The organism is Steroidobacter sp., assembly GCF_036406195.1.
In the GTDB taxonomy this organism is placed as follows: domain Bacteria; phylum Pseudomonadota; class Gammaproteobacteria; order Steroidobacterales; family Steroidobacteraceae; genus Steroidobacter.
In genome coordinates this window covers 213,378-234,577 of sequence record NZ_DASWVW010000010.1, presented here as the reverse complement: position 1 = coordinate 234,577, position 21,200 = coordinate 213,378, and the positions used below count along the sequence as shown (strand labels likewise).

The 21,200-nt window shown below is 63.7% G+C and carries 25 protein-coding genes; 19 read left to right on the top strand and 6 right to left on the bottom strand.

The window, feature by feature from the left end:
• The first annotated feature begins 90 nt into the window (after nucleotides 1-90).
• From VGE08_RS03895 to VGE08_RS03870, 6 genes are all read left to right on the top strand, one after another.
• Nucleotides 91-1,311 (top strand): ammonium transporter, encoded by a 1,221-nt coding sequence (locus VGE08_RS03895; protein ID WP_349258619.1) that lies wholly within the window; start codon nucleotides 91-93, stop codon nucleotides 1,309-1,311.
• A gap of 270 nt (nucleotides 1,312-1,581) precedes the next feature.
• Nucleotides 1,582-1,920, top strand: a complete 339-nt coding sequence (locus VGE08_RS03890) for a P-II family nitrogen regulator (protein WP_331066542.1) — start codon at nucleotides 1,582-1,584, stop codon at nucleotides 1,918-1,920.
• Between the two features lie 16 nt (nucleotides 1,921-1,936).
• Complete coding sequence (locus VGE08_RS03885) at nucleotides 1,937-2,395, top strand: DUF4124 domain-containing protein (RefSeq protein ID WP_331066541.1); 459 nt, start codon at nucleotides 1,937-1,939, stop codon at nucleotides 2,393-2,395.
• Nucleotides 2,392-3,297, top strand: a complete 906-nt coding sequence (locus tag VGE08_RS03880) for an NAD(P)-dependent oxidoreductase (RefSeq protein ID WP_331066540.1) — start codon at nucleotides 2,392-2,394, stop codon at nucleotides 3,295-3,297. Before VGE08_RS03885 ends, VGE08_RS03880 begins: the two co-directional genes overlap by 4 nt.
• 14 nt (nucleotides 3,298-3,311) lie before the next feature.
• The gene (locus VGE08_RS03875) at nucleotides 3,312-4,430 is read left to right on the top strand and encodes a sensor histidine kinase (RefSeq protein WP_331066539.1); all 1,119 of its coding nucleotides are present in this window, start codon (nucleotides 3,312-3,314) and stop codon (nucleotides 4,428-4,430) included.
• 123 nt (nucleotides 4,431-4,553) lie between these two features.
• Nucleotides 4,554-5,294, top strand: a complete 741-nt coding sequence (locus VGE08_RS03870) for a LytTR family DNA-binding domain-containing protein (protein ID WP_331066538.1) — start codon at nucleotides 4,554-4,556, stop codon at nucleotides 5,292-5,294.
• 27 nt (nucleotides 5,295-5,321) lie between these two features.
• On the opposite strand, the gene VGE08_RS03865 is transcribed toward VGE08_RS03870, so the two are convergent.
• From VGE08_RS03865 to VGE08_RS03855, 3 genes are read right to left on the bottom strand one after another with little or no spacing between them, the layout of a single operon-like run.
• Complete coding sequence (locus VGE08_RS03865; RefSeq protein ID WP_331066537.1) at nucleotides 5,322-5,633, bottom strand: YqjK family protein; 312 nt, start codon at nucleotides 5,631-5,633, stop codon at nucleotides 5,322-5,324.
• Between the two features lie 4 nt (nucleotides 5,634-5,637).
• Nucleotides 5,638-6,054 carry a phage holin family protein gene (locus VGE08_RS03860; protein WP_331066536.1) on the bottom strand — a complete coding sequence of 139 codons (417 nt, stop codon included), beginning with the start codon at nucleotides 6,052-6,054 and terminating at the stop codon, nucleotides 5,638-5,640.
• A 20-nt stretch (nucleotides 6,055-6,074) separates the two neighbouring features.
• Nucleotides 6,075-6,386, bottom strand: coding sequence for a DUF883 family protein (locus VGE08_RS03855; protein WP_331066535.1), 312 nt, complete (start codon nucleotides 6,384-6,386; stop codon nucleotides 6,075-6,077).
• Between the two features lie 164 nt (nucleotides 6,387-6,550).
• Here VGE08_RS03855 and VGE08_RS03850 point away from each other — a divergent pair, with 164 nt between their 5' ends.
• From VGE08_RS03850 to VGE08_RS03825, 6 genes are read left to right on the top strand one after another with little or no spacing between them, the layout of a single operon-like run.
• Nucleotides 6,551-7,684: an AI-2E family transporter gene (locus VGE08_RS03850; protein ID WP_331066534.1), complete on the top strand. Its 1,134-nt coding sequence runs from the start codon at nucleotides 6,551-6,553 to the stop codon at nucleotides 7,682-7,684.
• 39 nt (nucleotides 7,685-7,723) lie between these two features.
• Entirely contained in the window at nucleotides 7,724-8,659 is a 936-nt protein-coding gene (gene hemC / locus VGE08_RS03845; protein WP_331066574.1) for a hydroxymethylbilane synthase, read from the top strand.
• Nucleotides 8,656-9,426, top strand: coding sequence for a uroporphyrinogen-III synthase (locus tag VGE08_RS03840; protein WP_331066533.1), 771 nt, complete (start codon nucleotides 8,656-8,658; stop codon nucleotides 9,424-9,426). Before hemC ends, VGE08_RS03840 begins: the two co-directional genes overlap by 4 nt.
• Before the next feature lie 48 nt (nucleotides 9,427-9,474).
• Nucleotides 9,475-10,533, top strand: a complete 1,059-nt coding sequence (locus VGE08_RS03835; RefSeq protein ID WP_331066532.1) for a uroporphyrinogen-III C-methyltransferase — start codon at nucleotides 9,475-9,477, stop codon at nucleotides 10,531-10,533.
• A 3-nt stretch (nucleotides 10,534-10,536) separates the two neighbouring features.
• On the top strand, nucleotides 10,537-11,778 hold the full coding sequence (locus VGE08_RS03830) for a heme biosynthesis HemY N-terminal domain-containing protein (RefSeq protein ID WP_331066531.1): 1,242 nt from the start codon (nucleotides 10,537-10,539) through the stop codon (nucleotides 11,776-11,778).
• Between the two features lie 8 nt (nucleotides 11,779-11,786).
• Nucleotides 11,787-12,866, top strand: a complete 1,080-nt coding sequence (locus tag VGE08_RS03825) for a 2Fe-2S iron-sulfur cluster-binding protein (protein ID WP_331066530.1) — start codon at nucleotides 11,787-11,789, stop codon at nucleotides 12,864-12,866.
• Here the strand turns inward: VGE08_RS03825 and VGE08_RS03820 are convergent.
• The gene (locus tag VGE08_RS03820) at nucleotides 12,844-13,791 is read right to left on the bottom strand and encodes a TIGR01777 family oxidoreductase (protein ID WP_331066529.1); all 948 of its coding nucleotides are present in this window, start codon (nucleotides 13,789-13,791) and stop codon (nucleotides 12,844-12,846) included. The two genes, VGE08_RS03825 and VGE08_RS03820, sit on opposite strands and share 23 nt — an antisense overlap.
• Complete coding sequence (locus VGE08_RS03815) at nucleotides 13,788-14,309, bottom strand: GbsR/MarR family transcriptional regulator (protein WP_331066528.1); 522 nt, start codon at nucleotides 14,307-14,309, stop codon at nucleotides 13,788-13,790. The genes VGE08_RS03820 and VGE08_RS03815 overlap by 4 nt, the downstream gene beginning before the upstream one ends.
• Nucleotides 14,310-14,416: 107 nt before the next feature.
• Between VGE08_RS03815 and VGE08_RS03810 the strand changes: the two genes are divergently transcribed.
• Nucleotides 14,417-15,298, top strand: coding sequence for an SDR family oxidoreductase (locus VGE08_RS03810; protein ID WP_331066527.1), 882 nt, complete (start codon nucleotides 14,417-14,419; stop codon nucleotides 15,296-15,298).
• Here the strand turns inward: VGE08_RS03810 and VGE08_RS03805 are convergent.
• A complete protein-coding gene (locus VGE08_RS03805; RefSeq protein ID WP_331066526.1) occupies nucleotides 15,295-15,936 on the bottom strand; it encodes a ParA family protein in 642 nt (213 codons plus the stop codon). The genes VGE08_RS03810 and VGE08_RS03805 overlap by 4 nt on opposite strands.
• Nucleotides 15,937-16,127: 191 nt before the next feature.
• Here VGE08_RS03805 and dapF point away from each other — a divergent pair, with 191 nt between their 5' ends.
• The 6 genes from dapF to VGE08_RS03775 all read left to right on the top strand — a co-directional run bounded on the left by dapF (nucleotide 16,128) and on the right by VGE08_RS03775 (nucleotide 21,197).
• A complete protein-coding gene (gene dapF, locus VGE08_RS03800; protein WP_349258618.1) occupies nucleotides 16,128-16,946 on the top strand; it encodes a diaminopimelate epimerase in 819 nt (272 codons plus the stop codon).
• 37 nt (nucleotides 16,947-16,983) lie between these two features.
• Nucleotides 16,984-17,736, top strand: a complete 753-nt coding sequence (locus VGE08_RS03795) for a DUF484 family protein (RefSeq protein ID WP_331066524.1) — start codon at nucleotides 16,984-16,986, stop codon at nucleotides 17,734-17,736.
• 25 nt (nucleotides 17,737-17,761) lie between these two features.
• Nucleotides 17,762-18,664, top strand: coding sequence for a tyrosine recombinase XerC (gene xerC / locus VGE08_RS03790; RefSeq protein WP_331066523.1), 903 nt, complete (start codon nucleotides 17,762-17,764; stop codon nucleotides 18,662-18,664).
• A 111-nt stretch (nucleotides 18,665-18,775) separates the two neighbouring features.
• The gene (hslV, locus tag VGE08_RS03785) at nucleotides 18,776-19,312 is read left to right on the top strand and encodes an ATP-dependent protease subunit HslV (RefSeq protein WP_331066522.1); all 537 of its coding nucleotides are present in this window, start codon (nucleotides 18,776-18,778) and stop codon (nucleotides 19,310-19,312) included.
• Nucleotides 19,313-19,428: 116 nt separating this feature from the next.
• Nucleotides 19,429-20,757, top strand: coding sequence for an ATP-dependent protease ATPase subunit HslU (gene hslU, locus VGE08_RS03780; protein ID WP_331066521.1), 1,329 nt, complete (start codon nucleotides 19,429-19,431; stop codon nucleotides 20,755-20,757).
• A gap of 35 nt (nucleotides 20,758-20,792) precedes the next feature.
• Complete coding sequence (locus VGE08_RS03775; RefSeq protein WP_331066520.1) at nucleotides 20,793-21,197, top strand: DUF971 domain-containing protein; 405 nt, start codon at nucleotides 20,793-20,795, stop codon at nucleotides 21,195-21,197.
• Nucleotides 21,198-21,200 lie beyond the last annotated feature (3 nt).

Below are 21,200 nucleotides of genomic sequence, written 5' to 3'. Positions count from 1 at the left end.
GCCGTGGCTGCCGAAGCCGCCCCTGCAGAAGCGGCCGAAGCAGCGCCTGCCGAGGAAACACCGACTTTGGATACGGGTGACACCGCCTGGATGCTCACTGCCACTGTGCTGGTGTTGTTCATGACGATTCCGGGCCTGGCGCTGTTCTACGGCGGCATGGTGCGTTCCAAGAACATCCTGTCGGTGCTGATGCAGTGTTTCGCCATCACCGGCTTGATGACGGTGCTGTGGACGGTCTACGGCTACAGTCTGGCGTTCGACACCACCGGCATGGAGGCGGGCGTCACCAACCTGTCCTCGTTCATCGGCGGCTTCGACAAGTTCATGCTGGCGGGACTCACGCTCGACTCGCTCACCGGCACGATTCCCGAGTCGGTGTTCGCCACCTTCCAGATGACGTTCGCGATCATCACCCCGGCGCTGATCGTCGGCGCCTTCGCCGAGCGCATGAAGTTCTCGGCCATGCTGATCTTCATGGTGCTGTGGTTCACGGTCTGCTACGCGCCGATGGTGCACATGGTGTGGAGCGGTGACGGCGCGCTGATGTGGGATTGGGGCGTGCTGGACTTCGCAGGCGGCACGGTCGTGCACATCAACGCGGGTATCGCCGGTCTGGTCGCTGCGCTGCTGCTCGGCAAGCGCAAGGGCTACGGCACTGTGAGCATGGCCCCGCACAACCTGGGCCTGAGCATGATCGGCGCCGCCATCCTGTGGGTGGGCTGGTTCGGCTTCAACGCGGGCAGCGCGGTGGCCGCGGGCTCCAGCGCCGGTATGGCGATGCTCGTAACGCAAATCTGCACCGGCACCGCGGCGCTGGCCTGGATGTTCGCCGAGTGGATTTCTCACGGTAAGCCTTCACTGCTCGGCATCGTGTCCGGCGCGGTCGCCGGCCTGGTTGGCATCACGCCCGCCGCGGGCACGGTCGGTCCCGCCGGTGCGTTGGTCATCGGTATCGCCGCGGGCGTGCTGTGCTTCTTCGCCTCCACCAAGATGAAGCGCGCGCTCGGCTACGACGATTCGCTCGATGTGTTCGGCGTGCACTGCGTCGGCGGTATCGTCGGTGCCATCCTGACGGGCATCTTCGCCTTCCCGAGCATGGGCGGCGTGTGGGAGCCCGGCGAGGGCGCTACCATCGCCAGCCAGCTGTGGGTGCAGACCAAGAGCGTGCTGTTCACCCTGGTGTACACCGGCATCGCCACCGCCATCATCCTGAAGATCGTCGATGCGATCGTCGGCCTGCGAGTCAACGCCGAGCAGGAAGAAGAGGGCCTGGATCTGTCGCTGCACGACGAGCGCGGCTACAACCTCTGAGCAACAACAGAGCCGGCGGCACGACCGCCGGCCCGGCATGGGTTGGAAACGGGCGCTACGGCGCCCGTTTCCTCATCCGCAGCCTGCCCTGCGGCCCTGTACCGCTTCCCGGGGGTCGCCCGGCAACGTGTGATGTAGTCCGCAGTCCTGGGCTATGCCAGGGACTGCCTTAATCCCCGCTCCGGACTCGTCCTGCTACACTGCTGCCGGTTCTTTACATAGAAACTCTTAACATAGGATCCCTCACCGGGGTTTTTTGGGAAGCGCGGCGTGAAACTGGTCATCGCCATCATCAAGCCATTCAAGGTGGACGAGGTGCGCGAGGCGCTGTCGGAAGCCGGGGTCGCCGGCGTAACAGTGACGGAGGTCAAGGGTTTCGGCCGCCAGCGCGGGCACACTGAGCTGTACCGTGGGGCCGAGTACGTCGTGGACTTCCTGCCCAAGTGCAAGATCGAGGTGGCGATCGAGGACGACCGGGTCGACCAGGTGCTGGAAACCATCGTCGCCGCGGCCAACACCGGCCGGATCGGTGACGGCAAGATCTTCGTGATCCCCCTGCGCCACGCGGTGCGTATCCGCACCGGCGAAACCGACGCGCGGGCCATTTGAAGTTGTGGAGACAGCCATGTTCCGACCGTTGTTGCTGCTGACTCTGGCCGCGGCCCCGCTGGTCGCGGGCAGTGCGTTTGCCGACGTGTACAAGTACACCGACGAGAAGGGCAACACCCAGTACACGGACAAGCCGCCATCGCTGCCTGCCGAACGGCTCAGTGTGAAATCCCAGCGCACCGACGTTGTGGCCGTGCAGGAGCGGCAGAAACAGGAACAGCAGGCGTTTACCAAGTCGGACGAGAGCCGACGCAAGGCGGCCGAGCAGCGCAACGATCAACGCGCCACCCAGGAAGCCAACGCCAAGGACAAAGCCGAGCGTTGCGCTAAAGCGCGTGAGCGCTACGATCGCTACATGAACACGCGCAGGCTCTTTGAAGAAGGCAAGGACGGCGAACGCCGCTACCTGGACGCCAACGAGATCGATGCGGCCCGCGCCTCGGCCAAGGCTTCAATGGAAGTGATGTGTCAGTGACCCTGCGTGCTGGATTTGTCGGCCTGGGCGCCATGGGCCTGGGCATGGCCCGGAATCTCCACAAACAAGGCCTGTTGAGCGCGCTGTGGAACCGCACCGCTGAAAAGGCGGCGGCTCTCGCGCAAGAGACCGGCTGCACAGCCGTCAACAAACCTGCCGACCTTGCGGCGCTGTGCGACGTGATCGTCACGTGCGTGTCGGCGGACGCCGATGTGCTCGCGGTGATCGATGAGCTGTTGCCCGCGATCAAGCGCGACACCATCGTCATCGACTGTTCCACCATCAGCGCCGACACGGCGCGCACGGCGGCTCACCGGCTCCGTGCCGCAGGGGCCCAGTTCCTCGATGCCCCGGTCAGCGGCGGTACCGAAGGCGCCCGCGACGGCACGCTCGCCATCATGGTGGGCGGCGACGAAAAGGCTTTCGAGCGCGCCCAGCCCGTGTTGCAAGCCATGGGCAAGGCCGTCACCTACTTCGGCGCGAGCGGCTCCGGACAGGCGGCCAAGGCCACCAACCAGATCATGTGCGCCGGCGTCATCCAGGCCGTGGCCGAGGCCATGGCATTCGCCAAGTCCGAGGATCTGCCGCTGGATCGCCTGATCGATACGCTCGGCAAGGGCGCGGGCTCCAGCTGGTACTTCGTCAATCGCGCGCCGAACATCCTGCGTGACTCTTATCCCCCCGGCTTTCGCGTGCGCCTGCACGAAAAGGATTTGAAGATCTGCCGCGAGATGGCGGCACGCCACGGTGTGCAGCTACCGCTGATCGAGATGACGCTGGTTCACTACCGGCGCCTGATCGAGCAGGGTCATGGCGATGAGGACATCTCGACCCTGTTCCGTCTCAAGGACGCGCTGTTCGCCGCGGCCCGGGACGGCGGCACGGCGGGAAACAAACCTTAATCGATCGTAAGCCCATGGTGGCGTCCGCCTCCGAAACTCGCGCCACGCCTGCACCGCCCGCCGCCAAGGCGCCCACCTTTTTCCTGCCGGATTTCTGTTCCTGGCCGGCGGTGTTCGCCGTGGTACTGATCGCCGAGCTGGTGGCGCTGGTGATCGCCCTCGCCCGTCAGGCCCTGCACGACAACTTCTGGACGGACCTGGCCGGCGGCTCGTTGTTTCTTTTGTGGCTCGGGCTCACCTGCGCCGCCGTGCTGTGCCGCGCACGGCCCTGGCTGCAAACCATGCCCGCGCCGCGAGCAGCGATGATCGCCAATGCCTTGCTGGTGGTCACCATCGGCGTGGTCTCGGAGATCGTCTTTCAAGTCGGCCGGTTGTGGAATGGCAATCCCGACGTGGGGGCCGGGCTGGGCTTTTTCCCGCACCAGCACGCGGGCTTCGTCCTTAGAAACATTGCCGTCGGCTTCATCGTGAGCGCGCTGGCGCTGCGTTACTTCTATGTCAGCGCCGAATGGAAACGCAGCATCGAACAGGAAGCGATTGCGCGCATTCGCGCCTTGCAGGCTCGCATCCGTCCGCATTTCCTGTTCAACAGCATGAACACCATTGCCGCGCTCACGCGCTCGAGCCCGGAGCGAGCCGAGCAAGCTGTCGAGGATCTCGCCGACTTGTTCCGCGCCAGCCTGAGCGATGCCAGCGCACGCATTTCACTCAAGGACGAACTGGAGATTGCGCGCACTCATCAACGCATCGAGCAACTGCGCCTGGGCGATCGGCTCACGGTGCACTGGGACGTCGACGATCTGCCGATGCGCACGCTCGTGCCCAGCCTCATCGTTCAGCCGCTGCTCGAGAACGCCGTGTATCACGGAGTGGAGACGCTGCCGCGTGGCGGGGAGGTTTCCATTGTCGGCCGCCGCCACGACGACCAGGTGCACATCGAAGTGCGCAATCCCATCCTGGCCCAGTCCGGCTATGCCAACCGCGAAGGCAATCGCATGGCTCTGGAGAACATCCGGCAGCGCCTGGAGCTGGCCTGGCCCGGCCGCGCCAGGGTCGAAACCGAGCAAAGTGAAGGGGAATTTTGCGCGCGGCTGATCTTTCCGTATGCTGGCGACGAAGCGGTTGGCGGTTAGCGGTTGGGGGTTAGTGCCCCAGCTGCGCTTGAGAGGAATCGGGCATGTTCGAGAACAGCAGCATCCACTTCCACAGTTTCGGTCCGTGCCGACCACTAACCGCCGACCGCTAACCGCTTTCCCATGCGTCTGTTAATCGTGGATGACGAGTCGCCGGCGCGCGAACGCCTGCGGCGGCTGCTGGAAGAAATCGAGGATTGCGAAGTCGTCGGCGAGGCCGATAACGGCGAGCAGGCGCTGGCGACTTGCGGCGAGCTGCGCCCCGACGTGGTGCTGCTGGACGTGCGCATGCCGGGCCTGTCCGGAATCCAGGTCGCGCGGCACATCGATTCACTGGAAGATCCGCCGGCGGTCATCTTCACCACGGCCTACGATCAGTACGCCGTCGAAGCCTTCGAAACCGAGGCCGTCGGCTACCTGCTCAAGCCCGTGCGCAAGGAAAAGCTCGCGCATGCGTTGCGCCACGCGGCGCGCATTTCTCCGAATCGCCTGGTGAAAGTGGCCGAGTCGGCGCGGCTCGAGCATCGCCGCGAGCAGATCTGCGCGCGCCTGGGCGAAACGCTGAAACTGATTCCGCTGGGGGATATTTATTATTTCGTCGCCGACCAGAAGTACGTCACCGTGCGGCACAAGGGCGGCGAGAGCCTGATCGATGAATCGCTCAAGTCGCTGGCGGAAGAGTTCGCACCGGATTTTCTGCGCATCCATCGCAATGCCCTGATCGCGGAAAAATACATTTCCGCCGTGGAGCGCACCGACTCCGGTCAATACGTCGTCAGGGTTCGCGAGTGTGGCGATGTGCTGGAAGTGAGCCGGCGTCACGCCTCCGAGCTGCTCAGGCGCATTCGGGGCGAGAGCCACTGATTGGCAGGTTGCCAGCGTCTGTAGATTTCAGATCGAGCGACGCAAGCGAATGAAGCGCTTCGCCGTCGAATAGAACAGCGCGCCGCGACTCGCCCAACGCATCAGCCGCTTCGGCCCCACCAACGCTACCAGCGCCACGCCGCCAACGATCACGACTGGATTCTTGATCCAGCGTTGTGCGGCATCGATGCCCCGATCCACGCTGCTGAGATGATGCTCGATCTGGCTCATCGTCGCACCCAGCTCACGGCGCTGCATGGCCGCGCGCAGGCGCAACTGGGAATGTTTGGCGGCCAGCTGATTGAAACGTTCGCTACTCACGCGTGCCGCTCGCTGCATGCGCTCACAACCGGGCCTTCAGCTGGTCTCGATCCTTGGCAAGCTCCGCCAGCGTGTCGTCCAGCAAGGGCGGTTTGGTGCTCAGCTTGTGCTTCAGCATCAGGCCCGACAGCACCGCGACCAGCACGAACAAGCCGACCATCGCGAGCGACGCCGCCAGGCGGTGCGTATCCCAGAACACGAAGATCACCGTCAGCGCCACCAGGAACAAACCCATCATGGCCGCGAAGGCGGCCAGGAACGCCCACAGCAGGATGGCGCCGACCTGCCGCACCTCTTCCTGCAACTCGGTGGTCAGCAGCTCCAGCCGGGTATGCACGATGGCGATGAAAGTCGCCAGCAGATGATTCAGCGATTGCAGCAGGCCCGCCACCGGTCGCGGACCGGCGGCAGAATGCGGATCGTGTGTTTCCACGGCCATGGCGTGTGGCGAACGAGCCGTCAGCGGCGAGCCAGCAGCAAGCCCACCACCAGGCCGATGCCTGCGGCAATGCCAACCGACTGCCACGGATTCTCGTGCACATACTCGTCGGTGGCATGCGCGACTTCACGCGCCCGGCGCATGGCCTCTTCCTCGACGGCGCTGAGCCGCACCTTGGCCTGGCGAAGTGACTCCTCGGCGCGTGTGCGCACTTCCTGGATCTTTTCGCCGGTCAGCGTCGAGGTCGCCTTGAGCAGCGCCTCCGCATCCTCCATGACCGTCTTCAGATCGGCGACCAGCTGGTCGGTGTTCACTTCCGGTTGGGCATTCATGAGTCGTTCCTCTCGAGCTTGAGCTGTGATGGTAACGCCGCGCGGCCGGCGCCTCCAGGTTGCGTAGGACCTCGACCGGCGCCGCCGCGAACCGGCAAGCCTGCCGCGGTGCTAGCATGGTGGCCTTTGCCGCATGCCCGCGGCCACGCGAAATGGAACGTCCGATGACTCAACAGCAACGCGCCGCACCGGTAAACGACCGGTTCTACGCGCGCACGTTCGCATTGGTGACGTGCCTGGTCCTGGGCATGGCCTTGTTCAAGATCGTCCAGCCGTTCCTGGGGCCGCTGTTGTGGGCGATATTCATCGCGTTTCTGCTGTACCCGCTGCATGTGCGGCTGGTCGTCCGGCTGCGTGGCAAAGCCCAATGGTCGGCGGCCTTGCTGACCCTGCTCACGTTCGTCGTCATTCTCGGCCCGCTGACCGGGCTGAGCGCGGCGTTCGCGGCACAGGTGGGCGACCTGCTGCAGATCGTACAAGACAAGTATGCCGACCAGACCAGTGGCAACGTGCTGAATCTTGCGAATGTTCCCTGGGTGCGCCAGGTGCTGGACTGGCTCCACGACACCCTGGACGTCGATTTCGCGCAGGTGCAGAGCTGGTTCACACAGGGTACGCGCCAGGCGCTGCAATCGCTCGCATCGCTCGGCGGCAAGGTCTTCATGGGTGCGGTGGGCACGGCGGTGGGCTTCGTGCTGATGCAGTTCATGCTGTTCTTTTTCATTCGCGATGGCGCGGAGATGGTGGCGACCGCGCGCGAGCTGATTCCGATGCCCGAAGCTCACAAAGCCAAGCTGTTCGATCATCTGGCCGCGGTCACGCGCGCCATGGTGTACGGCACCGGTATGACGGCGCTGATCCAGGGCATGCTGACCGGCCTGGCTTTCCTGTTCGTCGGTCTGCCCTCACCCGTGGTGTTCGGCGTGATCGCCGCGCTGGTCGCACTATTGCCGTTCGGCGGCACGGCGCTGGTGTGGGGCCCGGCCGCTGTGGTGCTCGCCATCCAGGGACGATGGGGCGCGACCATTTTCATGTTGATCTGGGGTACGGTGCTGGTCTCGCTGGTCGACAACGTGGTGCGACCGATGTTGGTGTCGGGCCGCGCCAAAGTCGGTACGCTGACGGTATTCATCGGCGTGCTGGGCGGGCTGGCCGCTTTCGGCGCGATCGGCCTGTTCCTCGGACCGGTCGTGCTGGCGCTGATCATTGCCTTGATCCGCTTCCGGCTGGAAATGCGGCGCGCGGAAAAAGCCATGGCCCTGTCGGCAGTTTCCGAACCCGTCAAGCCTGCTTCGTGAGCAGAGACGTTCTGCCTCCATAGTTGAAAGATAATGAGTATTTCCGACCATACATTGCGCATCGCCACGCGCCATAGCCGCCTCGCCCTGTGGCAGGCCGAGCATGTCGCGATGCTGCTCAGGAACAAGCATCCGGGCTTGAACATCGAGCTGGTGCCCATGACCACGCAGGGCGATCGCATCCTCGACCGCCCGCTCGCCAGCATCGGCGGCAAGGGGCTGTTCATCAAAGAACTGGAGCACGCCATGTCCGAGCATCGCGCCGACATCGCCGTGCACTCCATGAAAGATGTGCCGACCGAGATGCCGCCGGGATTTGCCCTGGCAGCGATGCTGCCGCGCGCCGATCCACGCGACGCATTTGTTTCTTCGCGATTCAAGAATTTTTCCAGCCTGCCGCACGGCGCCCGCGTTGGCACATCGAGCTTGCGACGGCAGTGCCAGCTCAAACATGCGCGCCCGGATCTGGAGCTGATCACTCTGCGCGGCAACGTCGACACGCGCTTGCGCAAGCTCGATGAGCAGGAATACGACGCCATCATCCTCGCGGCGGCGGGCCTGACGCGCCTCGGATTGCAGAGTCGCATCACGGAATATTTCAGTCCGGAGCAGTCGGTGCCGGCGGTTGGCCAAGGCATCATCGGCATCGAATGTCGCAGCGACGACGCGCGCAGCATCGCTCTCGTGCGCGCCCTGAACGATGCGCAGTCCTGGCAGTGTTGTGCGGCGGAGCGCGCCTTCGCGCATCGCCTCGAAGGCAGCTGTCAGTCGCCGATCGCCGGGTTCGCAACGCTCGACGGCGATCAGCTGCAATTGCATGGCGTCATCGGCTCGCCCGATGGTCTGGAGATGTATCGAGGCTCGCATATCGGCAACGGTGCCGATGCGGAAAAGATTGGTGTGCGCCTCGCGGAAGAACTGCTGAAAGACGGCGCCGAGCAATTGCTCGAACGTCTCCGGCAGCCATCGACATGATCCCCAAAGTCATGCCGCCACTGGCGGAGCTGACCGTGCTGGTGACGCGACCGGCACAACAGGCCGCGCAACTCTGCGAAGCAATCGCGCGAGAAGGTGGCACTCCCATCGCATTTCCGGCGATCGAGATCGCTCCGCAGGCCGCCAGCCGCGCCAGCGGCCACGACCTCATCATATTTGTCAGCGTCAATGCGGTCGCGCACGGTGCACACCTGATCGACAAGAGCCCCACGGCTCGCATCGCCGCCATCGGCAAAGCCACCGCCGCGGCCCTGGCCGAGGCTTCTTTGCCCGCGGATATCGTTCCCGAAAGCGGCTTCACCAGCGAAGCCCTGTTGGCGCATCCGGACCTCACATTGCCGGATAACGCTCGCGTATTAATAGTGCGCGGCTCCGGCGGACGAGAATTGCTACGTGAAACATTTACCGCGCGTGGACTTGTCGTCGAAACGCGTGAGGTCTACCAGCGCGTCCGGCCGACCATCGACGACGCTACGCGAAATGCCATCGAAGAACGCTGGGCAAGTGAGGGCATCGACGTAGTCACCATCACCAGCGTTGAAACTCTGCACAACTTGATTGCCATGTTGTCCGAGCGTGGTCGCGCGCTACTGCGCGAAACCACGCTGCTGGTCGTCAGCCCAAGAATTGCCGAGGCAGCAAAGACCGCGGGCTTGAACGGGTTGGTACTGGTCGCGAAAGCCGCTGACGATGCGTCGATGATCGGTACTTTGGCGCGCTGGCGCACGCGCGCCCGGACCGCCTGAAAGCGCTGCGTGCTACGATAGGCGCTCGTCGCAAGCAGCGCCTCATTTATGGCCGAGACCGGTCCCGAAAGCATCAGTTCGCCTGTTCCCGACGCTTCGTCGAGGGATCGCCGTGCGCACACCTACAGCCGATTGACCACCGCTATTGCCGTACTGGCGTTGGCAACCGCGGGCTATGCCTTGGTGCGCCTCGATTCGGTTCGAGACAAGCTGGACACCGCCAACGCGGCCGTGGCGGCCGCCGATGCCGATAAAGAGTTGTTGCGGGCGGAACTGAGAAGTCAGGCCAGTCGCGAACGCCAGGCACATCGCGATCTGAACCGGCGGCTGGACGAGCTCAAAGACGCACCTCAACAGCTGCAGGAGCTCGCTTCTTCCGTCGAAGAGTTGCGCGGTCGAGCTGAAGGCCCGGAACGCGCGTGGTCGCGTGCCGAAGCGTTGTTTCTTCTGGAGCTGGCACAGCGGCGACTCACCCTGGAACGCGACGTCGAAACAGCCATCGTCGCGCTGGAATCGGCGGACCTGCGCATCGCCTCGCTGCGCGATCCGGCGTTCACCGGTGTTCGCCAGGAGATCGCGAAGGAACTGCAGGCGCTGCGAGCCGTGCAGCAGCCCGATACCACCGGCATCCTCACACGCCTCGTCAGTGCCGAAGAACAGGCGGCCGAAGCACCAGTAAAGGGCATCCTGCTCACCGAACGGGACGCTCGCGACCCGAGCACCTTGCCGGACGGAATGTTTGCAAGGGCGCGCGCCATCATCGGCCGCACGCTATCCAACCTGATCGTGGTGCGCAGAGTGGACGATTTGTCGGGGCGTGTGATTAGCACTGAAGAAGCACTGCTGCGGCGTCAGCATCTGCAATTGCTACTTTTCGCCGCACGCACGGCCGTGGCACGTCACGATGCGGAGGCCTATCGCACAGCCTTGGCGGCCGCGCGACGCTCGCTCGGTGAATCGTTCGACCTCTCCCATCCCGCAGCTCAAGCGCTGTTGAACGAAGTGCAGGCGCTGGAGCCGGTGAACATCGATCCAGCCCTGCCCACCGTGACGGCCTCGATCAATGCGCTGCGCCGGATGGTGCCATCGCGCCGGGGGCCGGAGTAAGCGATGCGAAGCGGCCTGTATATCGCTGCGGCAATGATCGTCGCCGGCCTGCTCGCCAACATCGTGTTGGGCGATCCGGGCTATGTGGCGCTGCGCTTCGCGGGCCGCCTGATCGAAATGTCGGCGGTGACCTTCGTCTTCGTGCTGGCCGCGGCCTATTTCGCCGTGCGGTTGCTGCTCAAACTCATCTATGCACGCCGCTCTTGGAAAACGGCACAGGAAGCGCGTCGTCACGAGCGTGCGCGACGCAGCTTCGCGCAAGGCATCCTGGAGCTTTCCGAAGGCAATTGGGAGGCGGCGGAGAACACGCTGACGAAGAACGCGCGCGAAGCGGAGAATCCCGCTGCTCATTATTTGACCGCGGCCCGTGCAGCTGACTTGCAAGGCGCCGCGCAACGACGGGATGAATGGCTGGCTCGCGCGCTGGAAGTCTCCGGCGACCGCCGCGCGCCCGCGCTCATCATGCAGGCCGAAGTGCTCCTGAAGCACAAGCAATTGCCGGCGGCACTGGCCACGCTGGAGCAGCTGGAAGCGACCAAGGAGCAGAACGCGCGTGGCTTGCTGCTGCTGGCCAGGGTTTATCGGCAGATGGGCGATTGGAAAAAGCTGCAGGCATTGGAGCCCCGGCTGCGCAGCACTCGCGGCATTACTGCGGCGATGGTCGATGAAACCGTCGCACAGGTACATCTTGATCGATTGAAGGACGCAGGCAGCAAGTGCGATCTTGCCGAGCTGCGCGCGGCCTGGAAAGAAACATCCAAGTCGCTGGCCAAGCACCCGGAGATCGTGGTCGCCTATGCGCGCGCCTCGATGGCCTGCGGCGATCACGAGGCCGCGGAAGTGGCGCTGCGTGAGAGCATCAACAAGCAATGGAACGATGAAGCTGTACTGGCGTATGGCGAGCTGGAAACCAGCGAGCCGCTGAAAACGCTCGACCGCGCGGAAGCCTGGCTGGCAGAGCACGGCGATGATCCAGTGTTGCTGTTCGCCTGCGCGCAGCTGGCAACACGTGCCGAGTTGTATGGCAAGGCTCGCAGTTTCCTCGAAACCAGCATTGCCATTCGCCCGAGACTGGAAGCCTTTCAGCTGCTCGCGAACCTGATGGAGCAGCTCGGCGAACGCGAACGCGCCGTGAAGGCGCTGAATGACGCGCTCGCATTTGCACTCGGCCGCAAGACCAATCTGCCGAAGATCCGTGCGCGCCGTTGGCTCGAGCGCAGACAAGGCGATCGGCGGCGCAGCTAGGTATTCACATGTCCGCCGCCCGGCCCTATGCCCGCGTCACGCTGCTGCCTTCGCAGCAGGTGCTCACCGTCGAACGCGGCGAAACCATCCTGGACGCCGCGCTGCGCATGGGCTTGAATCTGCCGCACAGCTGTAAAGGCGGGCATTGCTCATCGTGCCGCGCCCGCATTCGCCAGGGCCAGGTAAGTTATCCTTTGGGCCGGCCGTTGGGATTGATGGAAGACGAGGAACGCGACGGCTACGCCCTGCTCTGCCAGGCGCACGCGGCCAGTGAGGACCTGATCATCGAAGTTCGCGAGATTCGTCCGCCGGTCCCGGAAATCACCGTCAAGAGCCTGCCGTGTCGCGTCGAGCGCTTGCAGCGCCTCACACCGGACATCATGGCGGTGTTCCTGCGAGTGCCGGCCAACGAATATTTCCACTTCGTGCCCGGCCAGTATCTGGACATCATGCTGCCGCAGAACCGGCGGCGCAGCTTTTCGATTGCCAGCACGCCCGGCGACGGCAAGCAGCTCGAGCTGCACATACGCCGCGTGTCCAGCGGCGAGTTCACGCAGCAGCTGTTCGATGGCTCGTTGGAAAAATCGTTGTTGCGGATCGAAGGGCCACTCGGCCAATTCTGGTTCCGGCGCGAATCGCCGCGCCCCGCCTTGCTCATCGGTGGCGGCACGGGCTACGCACCGTTGCGCTCGATGTTGCACAGCCTGCTGGAGGTCGGCGATCGGCGGCAGTTGTATCTCTACTGGGGCGCGCAAGCGGCAATCGATCTCTATGAAGATGCGGAGATCAGAGCGCTGTGCGTGAAGCATCCCAATCTTCACTACGTGCCCGTGCTCTCGGCGCCGCGGCCGGAAGATCAGTGGCAAGGACGGACCGGCTGGGTGCACGAAGCCGCGCTGGAAGATCATCCCGACCTGTCACTGTTCGATGTTTACGCCAGCGGTCCGCCGGTGATGGTCGAAACCATCCGTCATGAATTCACACAGCGCGGACTGCCGCCCGAGCAGCTGTTCTTCGACTCCTTCGACTACGCGCCCGATGTGCTCGCCAAGCTCGGCAAGAACATCATGCCCGCGCAGGATCTGTAGAGCGCAGCAGATCACTCAGTGCCGCGTCCAGATCGGGATAGCGGAACGCGAACCCCTGACTCAGCGCTTTCGCCGGCACTACTCGCTGGCCTTCCAACAGCAGCTGTGACATTTCGCCGAGCGCTGTCCGCAACACTACTGCCGGCACTCGTAGTGGGATGGAAGGACCGAACTGGCTGGCGAGTATCGCGGCGAACTGTCGCTGCCGAACCGGATGCGGCGCGGTGACATTGATGCCTCCGCTCACGTTCGGATGCTTCATGCAAAACAGCACCAGGCCCAGCAAGTCATCGATGTGCACCCATGACTGCCATTGTTCGCCGGAACCCAGCACCACGCGCATCCGTAGACGAGCTGGACGAATCAAGCCAGGCAACGCGCCGCCTTCCATGCCAAGCACGATGCCGAAGCGTAAGCGGCACACACGCACTGCGTACTGTTCGGCAGCTTGCGCCGCCAGTTCCCACGCCTGACACAGATGCGACTGGAATATTGGCTGCCCGTGCGCCGCTTCTGTGATTTCTTCGTCGCCGCGCACACCGTAATAACCGATCGCGGACGCACTGATCAGCACCTCGGGCTTGTGTTCGAGGCGCGCGATCAGCTGAGTGATGTTGTTGGTGGTGCGCAGCCGGCTCTCGAGCAATTCAGCGCGACGCGCGTTGGTCCAGGGACGAGTGAAGATGGGCGCGCCAGCGAGGTTCACGATGGCATCGATGCGCTCGCCGGCCTCGATCTCATCGAGCGAAGCGATGGCGCGAACTTGCGAGCCCAGCGTCTGGCGTGCCCGCTCTACATCGCGCGTCAGCGCAACAATGCCATGACCATCGGCCAACAGTCGCCGACACAGCTTGCGACCGATGAATCCGGTCGCGCCGGTGACCAGCGTCGTGCCCGAAACGCGTTGCTGGTCATGGTCGCTCATGTCACGATCTTCGCCACCTTCGTGCCCATGCGCATGAGCTTCAACAGCGTCGGCCGCGGCATGCCGCGGATCTGCTCGTACCAACCCGACAGCTCCTCGAGGAACTCGAGCATGTCCGCGATACGTTGCTTCACCTGCTCCGGTGTCTCCTGATCCTTCGCGGCGTCGGCGGAGCACTCACGCAGCATCTGCAAGGTCGGGTCGATTTCGCGCTTCTTGCGGCCATCCATGATCATCGTGAGCACTTCCCAGATATCCTTGCGCGCCTGGAAGTAATCGCGCCGATCGCCCAGTTGATGAGTCACGCTGACCAGATCCCACGCCTGCAATTCCTTCAGACTGACGCTGACGTTGGAACGCGCCACATTCAGCGTCGCGGCAATCGTATCCGCGGTGAGCGGCTCCGGAGCGAGGAACAGCAAGGCATGAATCTGCGCCACCGAGCGGCTGACGCCCCAGCGGCCGGCCATCTCGCCCCAGTGGAGCACGCAGCGCTGCATGGTCGGCGTAAGCTTCATGATCGACACATCGGTAATTTCTGTATTTTCTGAAATTTAAATATGCACCGACGCCTTGTCAATCCGATAGGCCCGGCCGATGGCCACGCCGATGAATGGGGCCGCGCATGAGCGGCGCCCGACCGTACATTCTGATCGCCGGCTGCGGTTATGTGGGCCAGCGGCTGGCCGACCGCTTGCGCGAGCGCTACGAAATCACTGCGTTGGTTCGTTCGAACGACAAGGCCGCGGCGCTGGAACGGCAGGGCCTGAAGACCTTGGTCATCGATCTGGATCGGGTGCGCGCCGGCGCGAGCCTTCCGCAGCGGCTGGATCAGGAAGCCATCGTGTATCTGGCTCCGCCGCCCGCCGCGGGCGAGAGCGATCTGCGGCTCGACCGCTTTCTGCATCTGGCGATCGTTCCGCCCAAGGCGTTCGTCTATATGAGCACGACTGGGGTTTACGGCGATGCCGGCGGCGAGCTGGTCGATGAAAGCACGCCTGTGATGCCATTGACCGAGCGAGCGCGGCGGCGCGTCAGCGCGGAAGAGATGACCCGCGTGTGGTGCCACGAACGACGCGTTCGACGGGTTGTATTGCGAGTGCCGGGTATTTACGGGCCGGAGCGGCTGCCGCTGGAGCGGCTACGCAAGTCTGAGCCAGTAGTGCGCCCGGAGGACGCCGGCATCAGCAACCGAATCCACGTCGACGATCTGGTAACGGCCTGCGAGGCCGCCATCGAGAACAAGGAAGCGCGTGGCGTTTACAACGTGACCGACGGCAATTCCATCAGCTCGACAACGTTCATGGACATGGTCGCCGACCTCGCCGGCCTGCCGCGCCCGCCGCGAGTGTCCATGGAAGAAGCACAGCTCACGTTCAGCCCCGAACGGCTCTCGTTCCTCAACGAATCGCGCCGGGTCGGCAACGATCGCATGCTCAAACACCTGGGCGTGAAGCTGCGCTACGCCGACCTGACAGCCGGCGTCCGCGCCAGCTTGAAGAGTTAGGCCGGCTGGCTCTTCTTGCTGTCCAGCCACTTGGTGATCGGCTTCCACTGCTCCCAGTCCGGGCTGGCCAGATATTCGGGCAGCTCGAAGATGCTCATGCCGCGCTGGTAGGCGCGCAGGTAATTGGTCGACTGCCGCAGCTGGCCGAGGTACGGCACCTTCAGCTTCTCCAGGTACTGCTCCAGCTCGTCGAACAGCAGCGTGTTCTCGCGCACGCGATTGGCCACCATCGCCAGCCTCGCCTGTTGACGCTGTACCTTGCCCAGCTCCAGCAGCTCTTCCATGAAGCGGGTCGAGGCTTTCATGTCGATGGGCGAAGGCATCACCGGAATGAGGATGGTCTCGGCGCGGCGGACCAGCTCGTTCATCTCCGAGCCGTGGGTTCGCGCCGGGGCGTCGATCACCAGCACGTCGGTGTCGCGGGGCACGCTGCGTATGCCTTCATCGAAGGCCGGCACGCCGCCGATGTGCGGCAGATCGTCGGGCCGCAGCGACAGCCAATCGAGGCTGGAGCTCTGCGGATCGTAGTCCGCCAGAGTCACTTTGGCCCCCTGCCGGGCAAAGTAACAAGCGATGTTGGTCGCCAGCGTGCTCTTGCCGCTGCCGCCCTTGGAGTTCATTACCATCACATGGCGCATGAAAATCCTCGCTTCGCCGGAAAAGTCAGGATCCTGATCCTGGGCGCGCAGTCGGGCTGTGCGCGATTTCGCGTTGTTGTGAACGAGTGGCCGGTAAGTTAAAGGCCCGACTCGAAAATGTCACGACTCCCCGTCATACGGCCTCGGCTACGCTTCAGGCCGCGGATTCACGTATGCTTGGCCGCATGCGCCTGTCTTTCACCAAGATGCATGGCCTGGGCAACGACTTCATCGTATTCGACGCCCCCGCCGGCATGGACCTGCCCTCCGCCGACGTGTTTCGCCGCCTCGCCGATCGCCGCACCGGCATTGGCTTCGACCAGGCGCTGGTGCTGATGCCGCCCCAACAGGGCGATTTCGACGTCTACTACCGCATCTTCAATGCCGACGGCTCCGAGGTCGAACAGTGCGGCAACGGCGCCAGGTGCATCGCCAGCCTCGTCGCTCGCAGGATCGGCAAGGCACGCGTGCGCATGGACAGCCCCGGGGGCAAGACCATTGGCGTGCTGAGGGACGATGGCCTGGTCTCCGTCGATATGGGAGTGCCGAACTTTTCGCCAGCGTCGCTGCCGTTCGAAGCTTCACGAGAAGCCGAAGTCTATCCATTGCGCGTCGGCGAAAAGGAATTGCAGATCGGCGCCGTGTCCATGGGTAACCCGCATGCCGTCATGCAGGTGCCCTCGGTGAGCGATGCTCCCGTGGACACGCTGGGGCCCGCGGTGGAGAATCACGCCCGCTTTCCCAAGCGCACCAACGTCGGCTTCATGGAAGTCGTCAGCCCGACTCACATCAAGCTGCGCGTGTTCGAACGCGGCGTCGGCGAGACGCAGGCCTGCGGCACCGGAGCGTGCGCGGCGGTGGCCATCGGACGGCGCTGGGGTCTGCTGCAGGAGGAAGTGCAGGTGGACGCCTTGGGAGGCCGCATCATCATCCGCTGGCCCGGGCCGGGCCAGGCGTTGTGGATGACGGGCCCGGCGGTCACCGTGTTCGAAGGCACGGTGGAAGTTTGAGCAGTGCGGACAAGAATTCGTTGATCGAGGCATTCCAATGAGCAAGCAACCGGTCCGTGGCGTCGACGCCGAGAACCTCGGCCCCGCGGTGAACGGCAAGCCGGAGGCTGGCGGGCCCGGTCCCACCGACGCCGAGATCGCCGACTACCTGCAGCACAACACCGACTTCTTCGAGCGCCATTCCACGTTGCTCACCAAGCTCAAGTTGCCGCACAGCCGTGGCAATGCGACCGTGTCGCTGGTCGAGCGCCAGGTGTCGGCGCTGCGAGAAAAGAATCAAGCCTTGGAGTCGCGGCTACGCGAGTTGATCGATGTCGCGCGCGGCAACGATGTGCTCGCCGCCAAGATCCATCGGCTCGCCTGCCGCCTGGTGCGCGCACGCAATGCAGTCACGTTGCTGGATTCGATGGAAACCTCGTTGCGCGAGGACTTCGGCGCCTCCGAATGGCTGCTGCTACTTGCGCCCGCTCGCGCAACCGGCTTCGCCGATATCGAGAGCCGCCACCTGCGCCTGATCGATCCCGCCGCGACCGAGCTCAAGATGTTCGAGACGCTGTTCGAATCGGCTCGGCCGCGCTGTGGACAGATCCGCGACAGTCAGCGCGATTTCCTGTTCGGCGCCGGCACCATCGAGATCGGCTCCGCCGCGCTCGTGCCTCTGAGCCGAGAGGTGGGCTTCGGCCTGCTGGCGATCGGCAGCCCGGACGCGCAGCGCTTCCATCCCACCATGAGCACCGACTTCCTCGCGCGCATCGGCGATCTCGTGAGCGAGGCCGTCGCGGCCGCTTGATCATGCGGCCGTATCGGGCGTAGCGATGGACGAGCCGTCACTCGCCTGGCTGCCAAAGTTCTTCGAGCACTTGTCGGTGGAGCGGCGCATGTCGCCGCACACCGATAGCAATTATCGGCGCGACCTGCGGCGCTTCGTTGCTCACTGCGATCGCAATGGCGTCAGCGACTGGCAACGCGTCGATGGCCAGCACGTTCGTTCCTTCGCCGCCGCCGAGCATCGCCAGGGCGCCTCGCCCCGCACCATTCAGCGGCGGCTGAGCGCGCTTCGCAGCTTCTACAACTATCTGCTGCGCGAAGGCGTGGTGAAGTTGAATCCAGCCATCGAGGTGCAAGCGCCCAGGGCCAAGAAACGTTTGCCGGCCACCATCGACGTCGATCAGATGACGCGCCTGTTGAGCTTCCGCACCGACGAAGAGCTGAGCGTGCGGGACAAGGCGATGATGGAATTGTTTTATTCCTCCGGCTTGCGGTTGTCGGAGCTGGTCAACTTGGACCTGACGGACATCGACCTTGCCGATCGCACGGTCCGCGTACTCGGCAAAGGCAGCAAGACTCGCGTCGTCCCGGTGGGCCGCCACGCTGCGGACGCCATCACTCGCTGGTTGCGGGAACGCACCAAGCTCGCCGGCGTAGGAAATACCGCGCTATTCGTCGGCGTGCGCGGCGAGCGCATCAGCCCCCGCTCCGTCCAGAAGCAAGTTGCCGCCTGGGCCCGCCGCCAGGGCCTCGGCGTTCACGTTCATCCCCATATGTTCCGGCATTCCTTCGCCACGCATTTGCTGGAATCGAGCCAGAACCTGCGCGGCGTCCAGGAGTTGCTGGGCCACGCCAACATAGCAACCACTCAGATTTACACCCACCTTGATTTCCAGCACCTGGCCAAGATCTATGATGCGGCTCACCCTCGGGCGCGCCGGAAGAGCTGAGAGGTCCGCCAGGGAGAGTCTGTCGCTGCCGCGCTGAGGTATCCTTGGCCGAAGCACGATCAGCCCCATAGGAGCGCCGCAACGAGGCGCCCCCAGCATCCGCAAGAGACAATGAGCGAATCACCCCACGCAACTACCATCCTCTCCGTCCGCCGCAACGGCATCGTTTGCATCGGCGGCGACGGTCAGGTCTCGTTAGGAAACACCGTGATGAAAGGCAACGCCCGCAAGGTGCGGAGCCTGTACGACGGTAAAGTGCTGGCGGGTTTCGCCGGCGGCACCGCCGACGCTTTCACGCTGTTCGAACGCTTCGAAGCGAAACTGCAGCAATATGGCAACTTGACTCGCGCCGCCATCGAGCTGGCCAAGGACTGGCGCAGCGATCGCAGCCTGCGCCGGCTCGAAGCGCTGCTGTGCGTCGCCGACAACAAGTCCTCGTTCATTATTTCCGGTAACGGCGACGTCATCGAGCCCGAAGACGATATCATGGCGATCGGCTCCGGCGGCGCGTTCGCCCAGTCCGCGGCTCGCGCGTTGTTACAGAACACCGAGCTCGATGCCCGCAGCATCGTCGAGAAGGCGTTGCACATCGCCGCCGACATTTGTATCTACACCAATCGCAATCTCACGATAGAGGAATTGAAGTGACTGGTGACCAATGACTAATGACTAATGAATAGTCATAGCGGGCCTCGTGGCAGGCCCATGCCACCGTCCGACAGTCACCATTCATTAGTCATCATTCACTTCCGGTTTGTATGTCCATGACTCCCAGAGAAATCGTTCAGGAGCTCGACAAGCATATCGTCGGGCAGGGTGCGGCCAAGCGCGCGGTGGCCATTGCGTTGCGCAATCGTTGGCGCCGCATGCAAGTCGACGAGGCGCTGCGCGCCGAAATCACGCCGAAGAATATTCTGATGATCGGTCCCACCGGCGTCGGCAAGACCGAGATCGCACGCCGCCTTGCGCGCCTGGCGCGCGCGCCGTTCATCAAGGTCGAAGCCACCAAGTTCACGGAAGTCGGTTACGTCGGCCGCGAGGTCGATTCCATCATCAAGGATTTGATGGACGTCGCCGTCAAGATGACGCGTGAAGAAGAGATGGAGAAAGTACGTCATCGCGCCATGGATGCCGCGGAAGAGCGCGTACTCGACGCCCTGCTGCCGCGACCCAAGTCGCTTGGCTTCACCACCGAGCCGGAACCGAATCCTCGCGACAGCGACACGCGCCAGAAATTCCGCAAGATGTTGCGCGAAGGCCAACTCGACGACCGCGAGATCGAAGTCGAAGTGCGTGCCCTACCCGTCGGCGTGGAAATCATGGCACCCGCCGGCATGGAAGACCTCACGCAGCAGCTGCAAAGCATGTTTTCGAATCTGGGGGGCGCGCGCACCAAGACGCGCAAAGTGAAAGTTAGTGAAGCGTTCAAGCTGCTCACGGATGAAGAAGCCGCGAAAATGATCAACGAGGAAGATCTGAAGCTGCGCGCGCTGGCAAATGCGGAACAGAACGGCATCGTGTTCATCGACGAGATCGACAAGATTGCACGCCGCCAGGAAACACATGGCGCTGACGTCTCCCGCGAAGGCGTGCAGCGCGACCTGCTGCCGCTCGTGGAAGGCAGCACCGTGAGCACCAAGCACGGCATGGTGAAGACCGATCACATCCTCTTCATCGCCTCCGGCGCGTTCCATATGTCGAAGCCTTCCGACCTGATTCCCGAGCTGCAGGGCCGCTTCCCGATCCGCGTGGAACTGGATGCGCTCAAGGTCGAGGACTTCATTCGCATTCTCACCGAGCCCGACGCCTCGCTGTGCACGCAGTACAAGGCGCTGCTGGCCACTGAAGGCGTGACGCTCGATTTCGACCCGAGCGGCGTCCGGCGCATTGCCGAAGTCGCGTACCAGGTGAACGAGCGCACCGAGAATATCGGTGCCCGCCGCCTGCACACCGTGCTGGAGCGGCTGCTCGAAGCGTTGTCATACGAAGCGGCCGATCGCAATGGCTTCAGTCTCACCATCGACCAGGAATACGTCGACAAGCACCTCGGCGAGCTGGTGAAGGACGAGGACCTGACGCGCTACATCCTGTAGCGCCCCATGGTCCTGTTGTCTCGAGAGGCGAGGTCATGCCGCATCCGACGAACATCAAATCCCGCACCAAGTCGCGCCTGCTGGAAGTGAGCTTCGACGACGGCGCCGTCTTCGAGCTGCCGTATGAATATCTGCGTGTCTTCTCGCCCTCAGCAGAAGTCCGAGGCCATGGCCCCGGGCAGGAGCAACTGCAACTGGGCAAGCACGACGTACTCGTCACGCAGGTCGAGCCGGTGGGGAATTACGCTATCAGGCTGGTGTTCGACGATGGCCACAACACCGGCCTCTACACCTGGGCCTATTTATACGAGCTGGGTCGCGACCGGCCGCAAAAGTGGCAAAGCTATCTGGATCGGCTCGAGGAGCTGGGCATCGCCTATCCCACCGTGCTGCCGAAAAAGTCGGCCGGGTTTTCGCTGAAACCGCCGCAGCGCCAGTAAGAA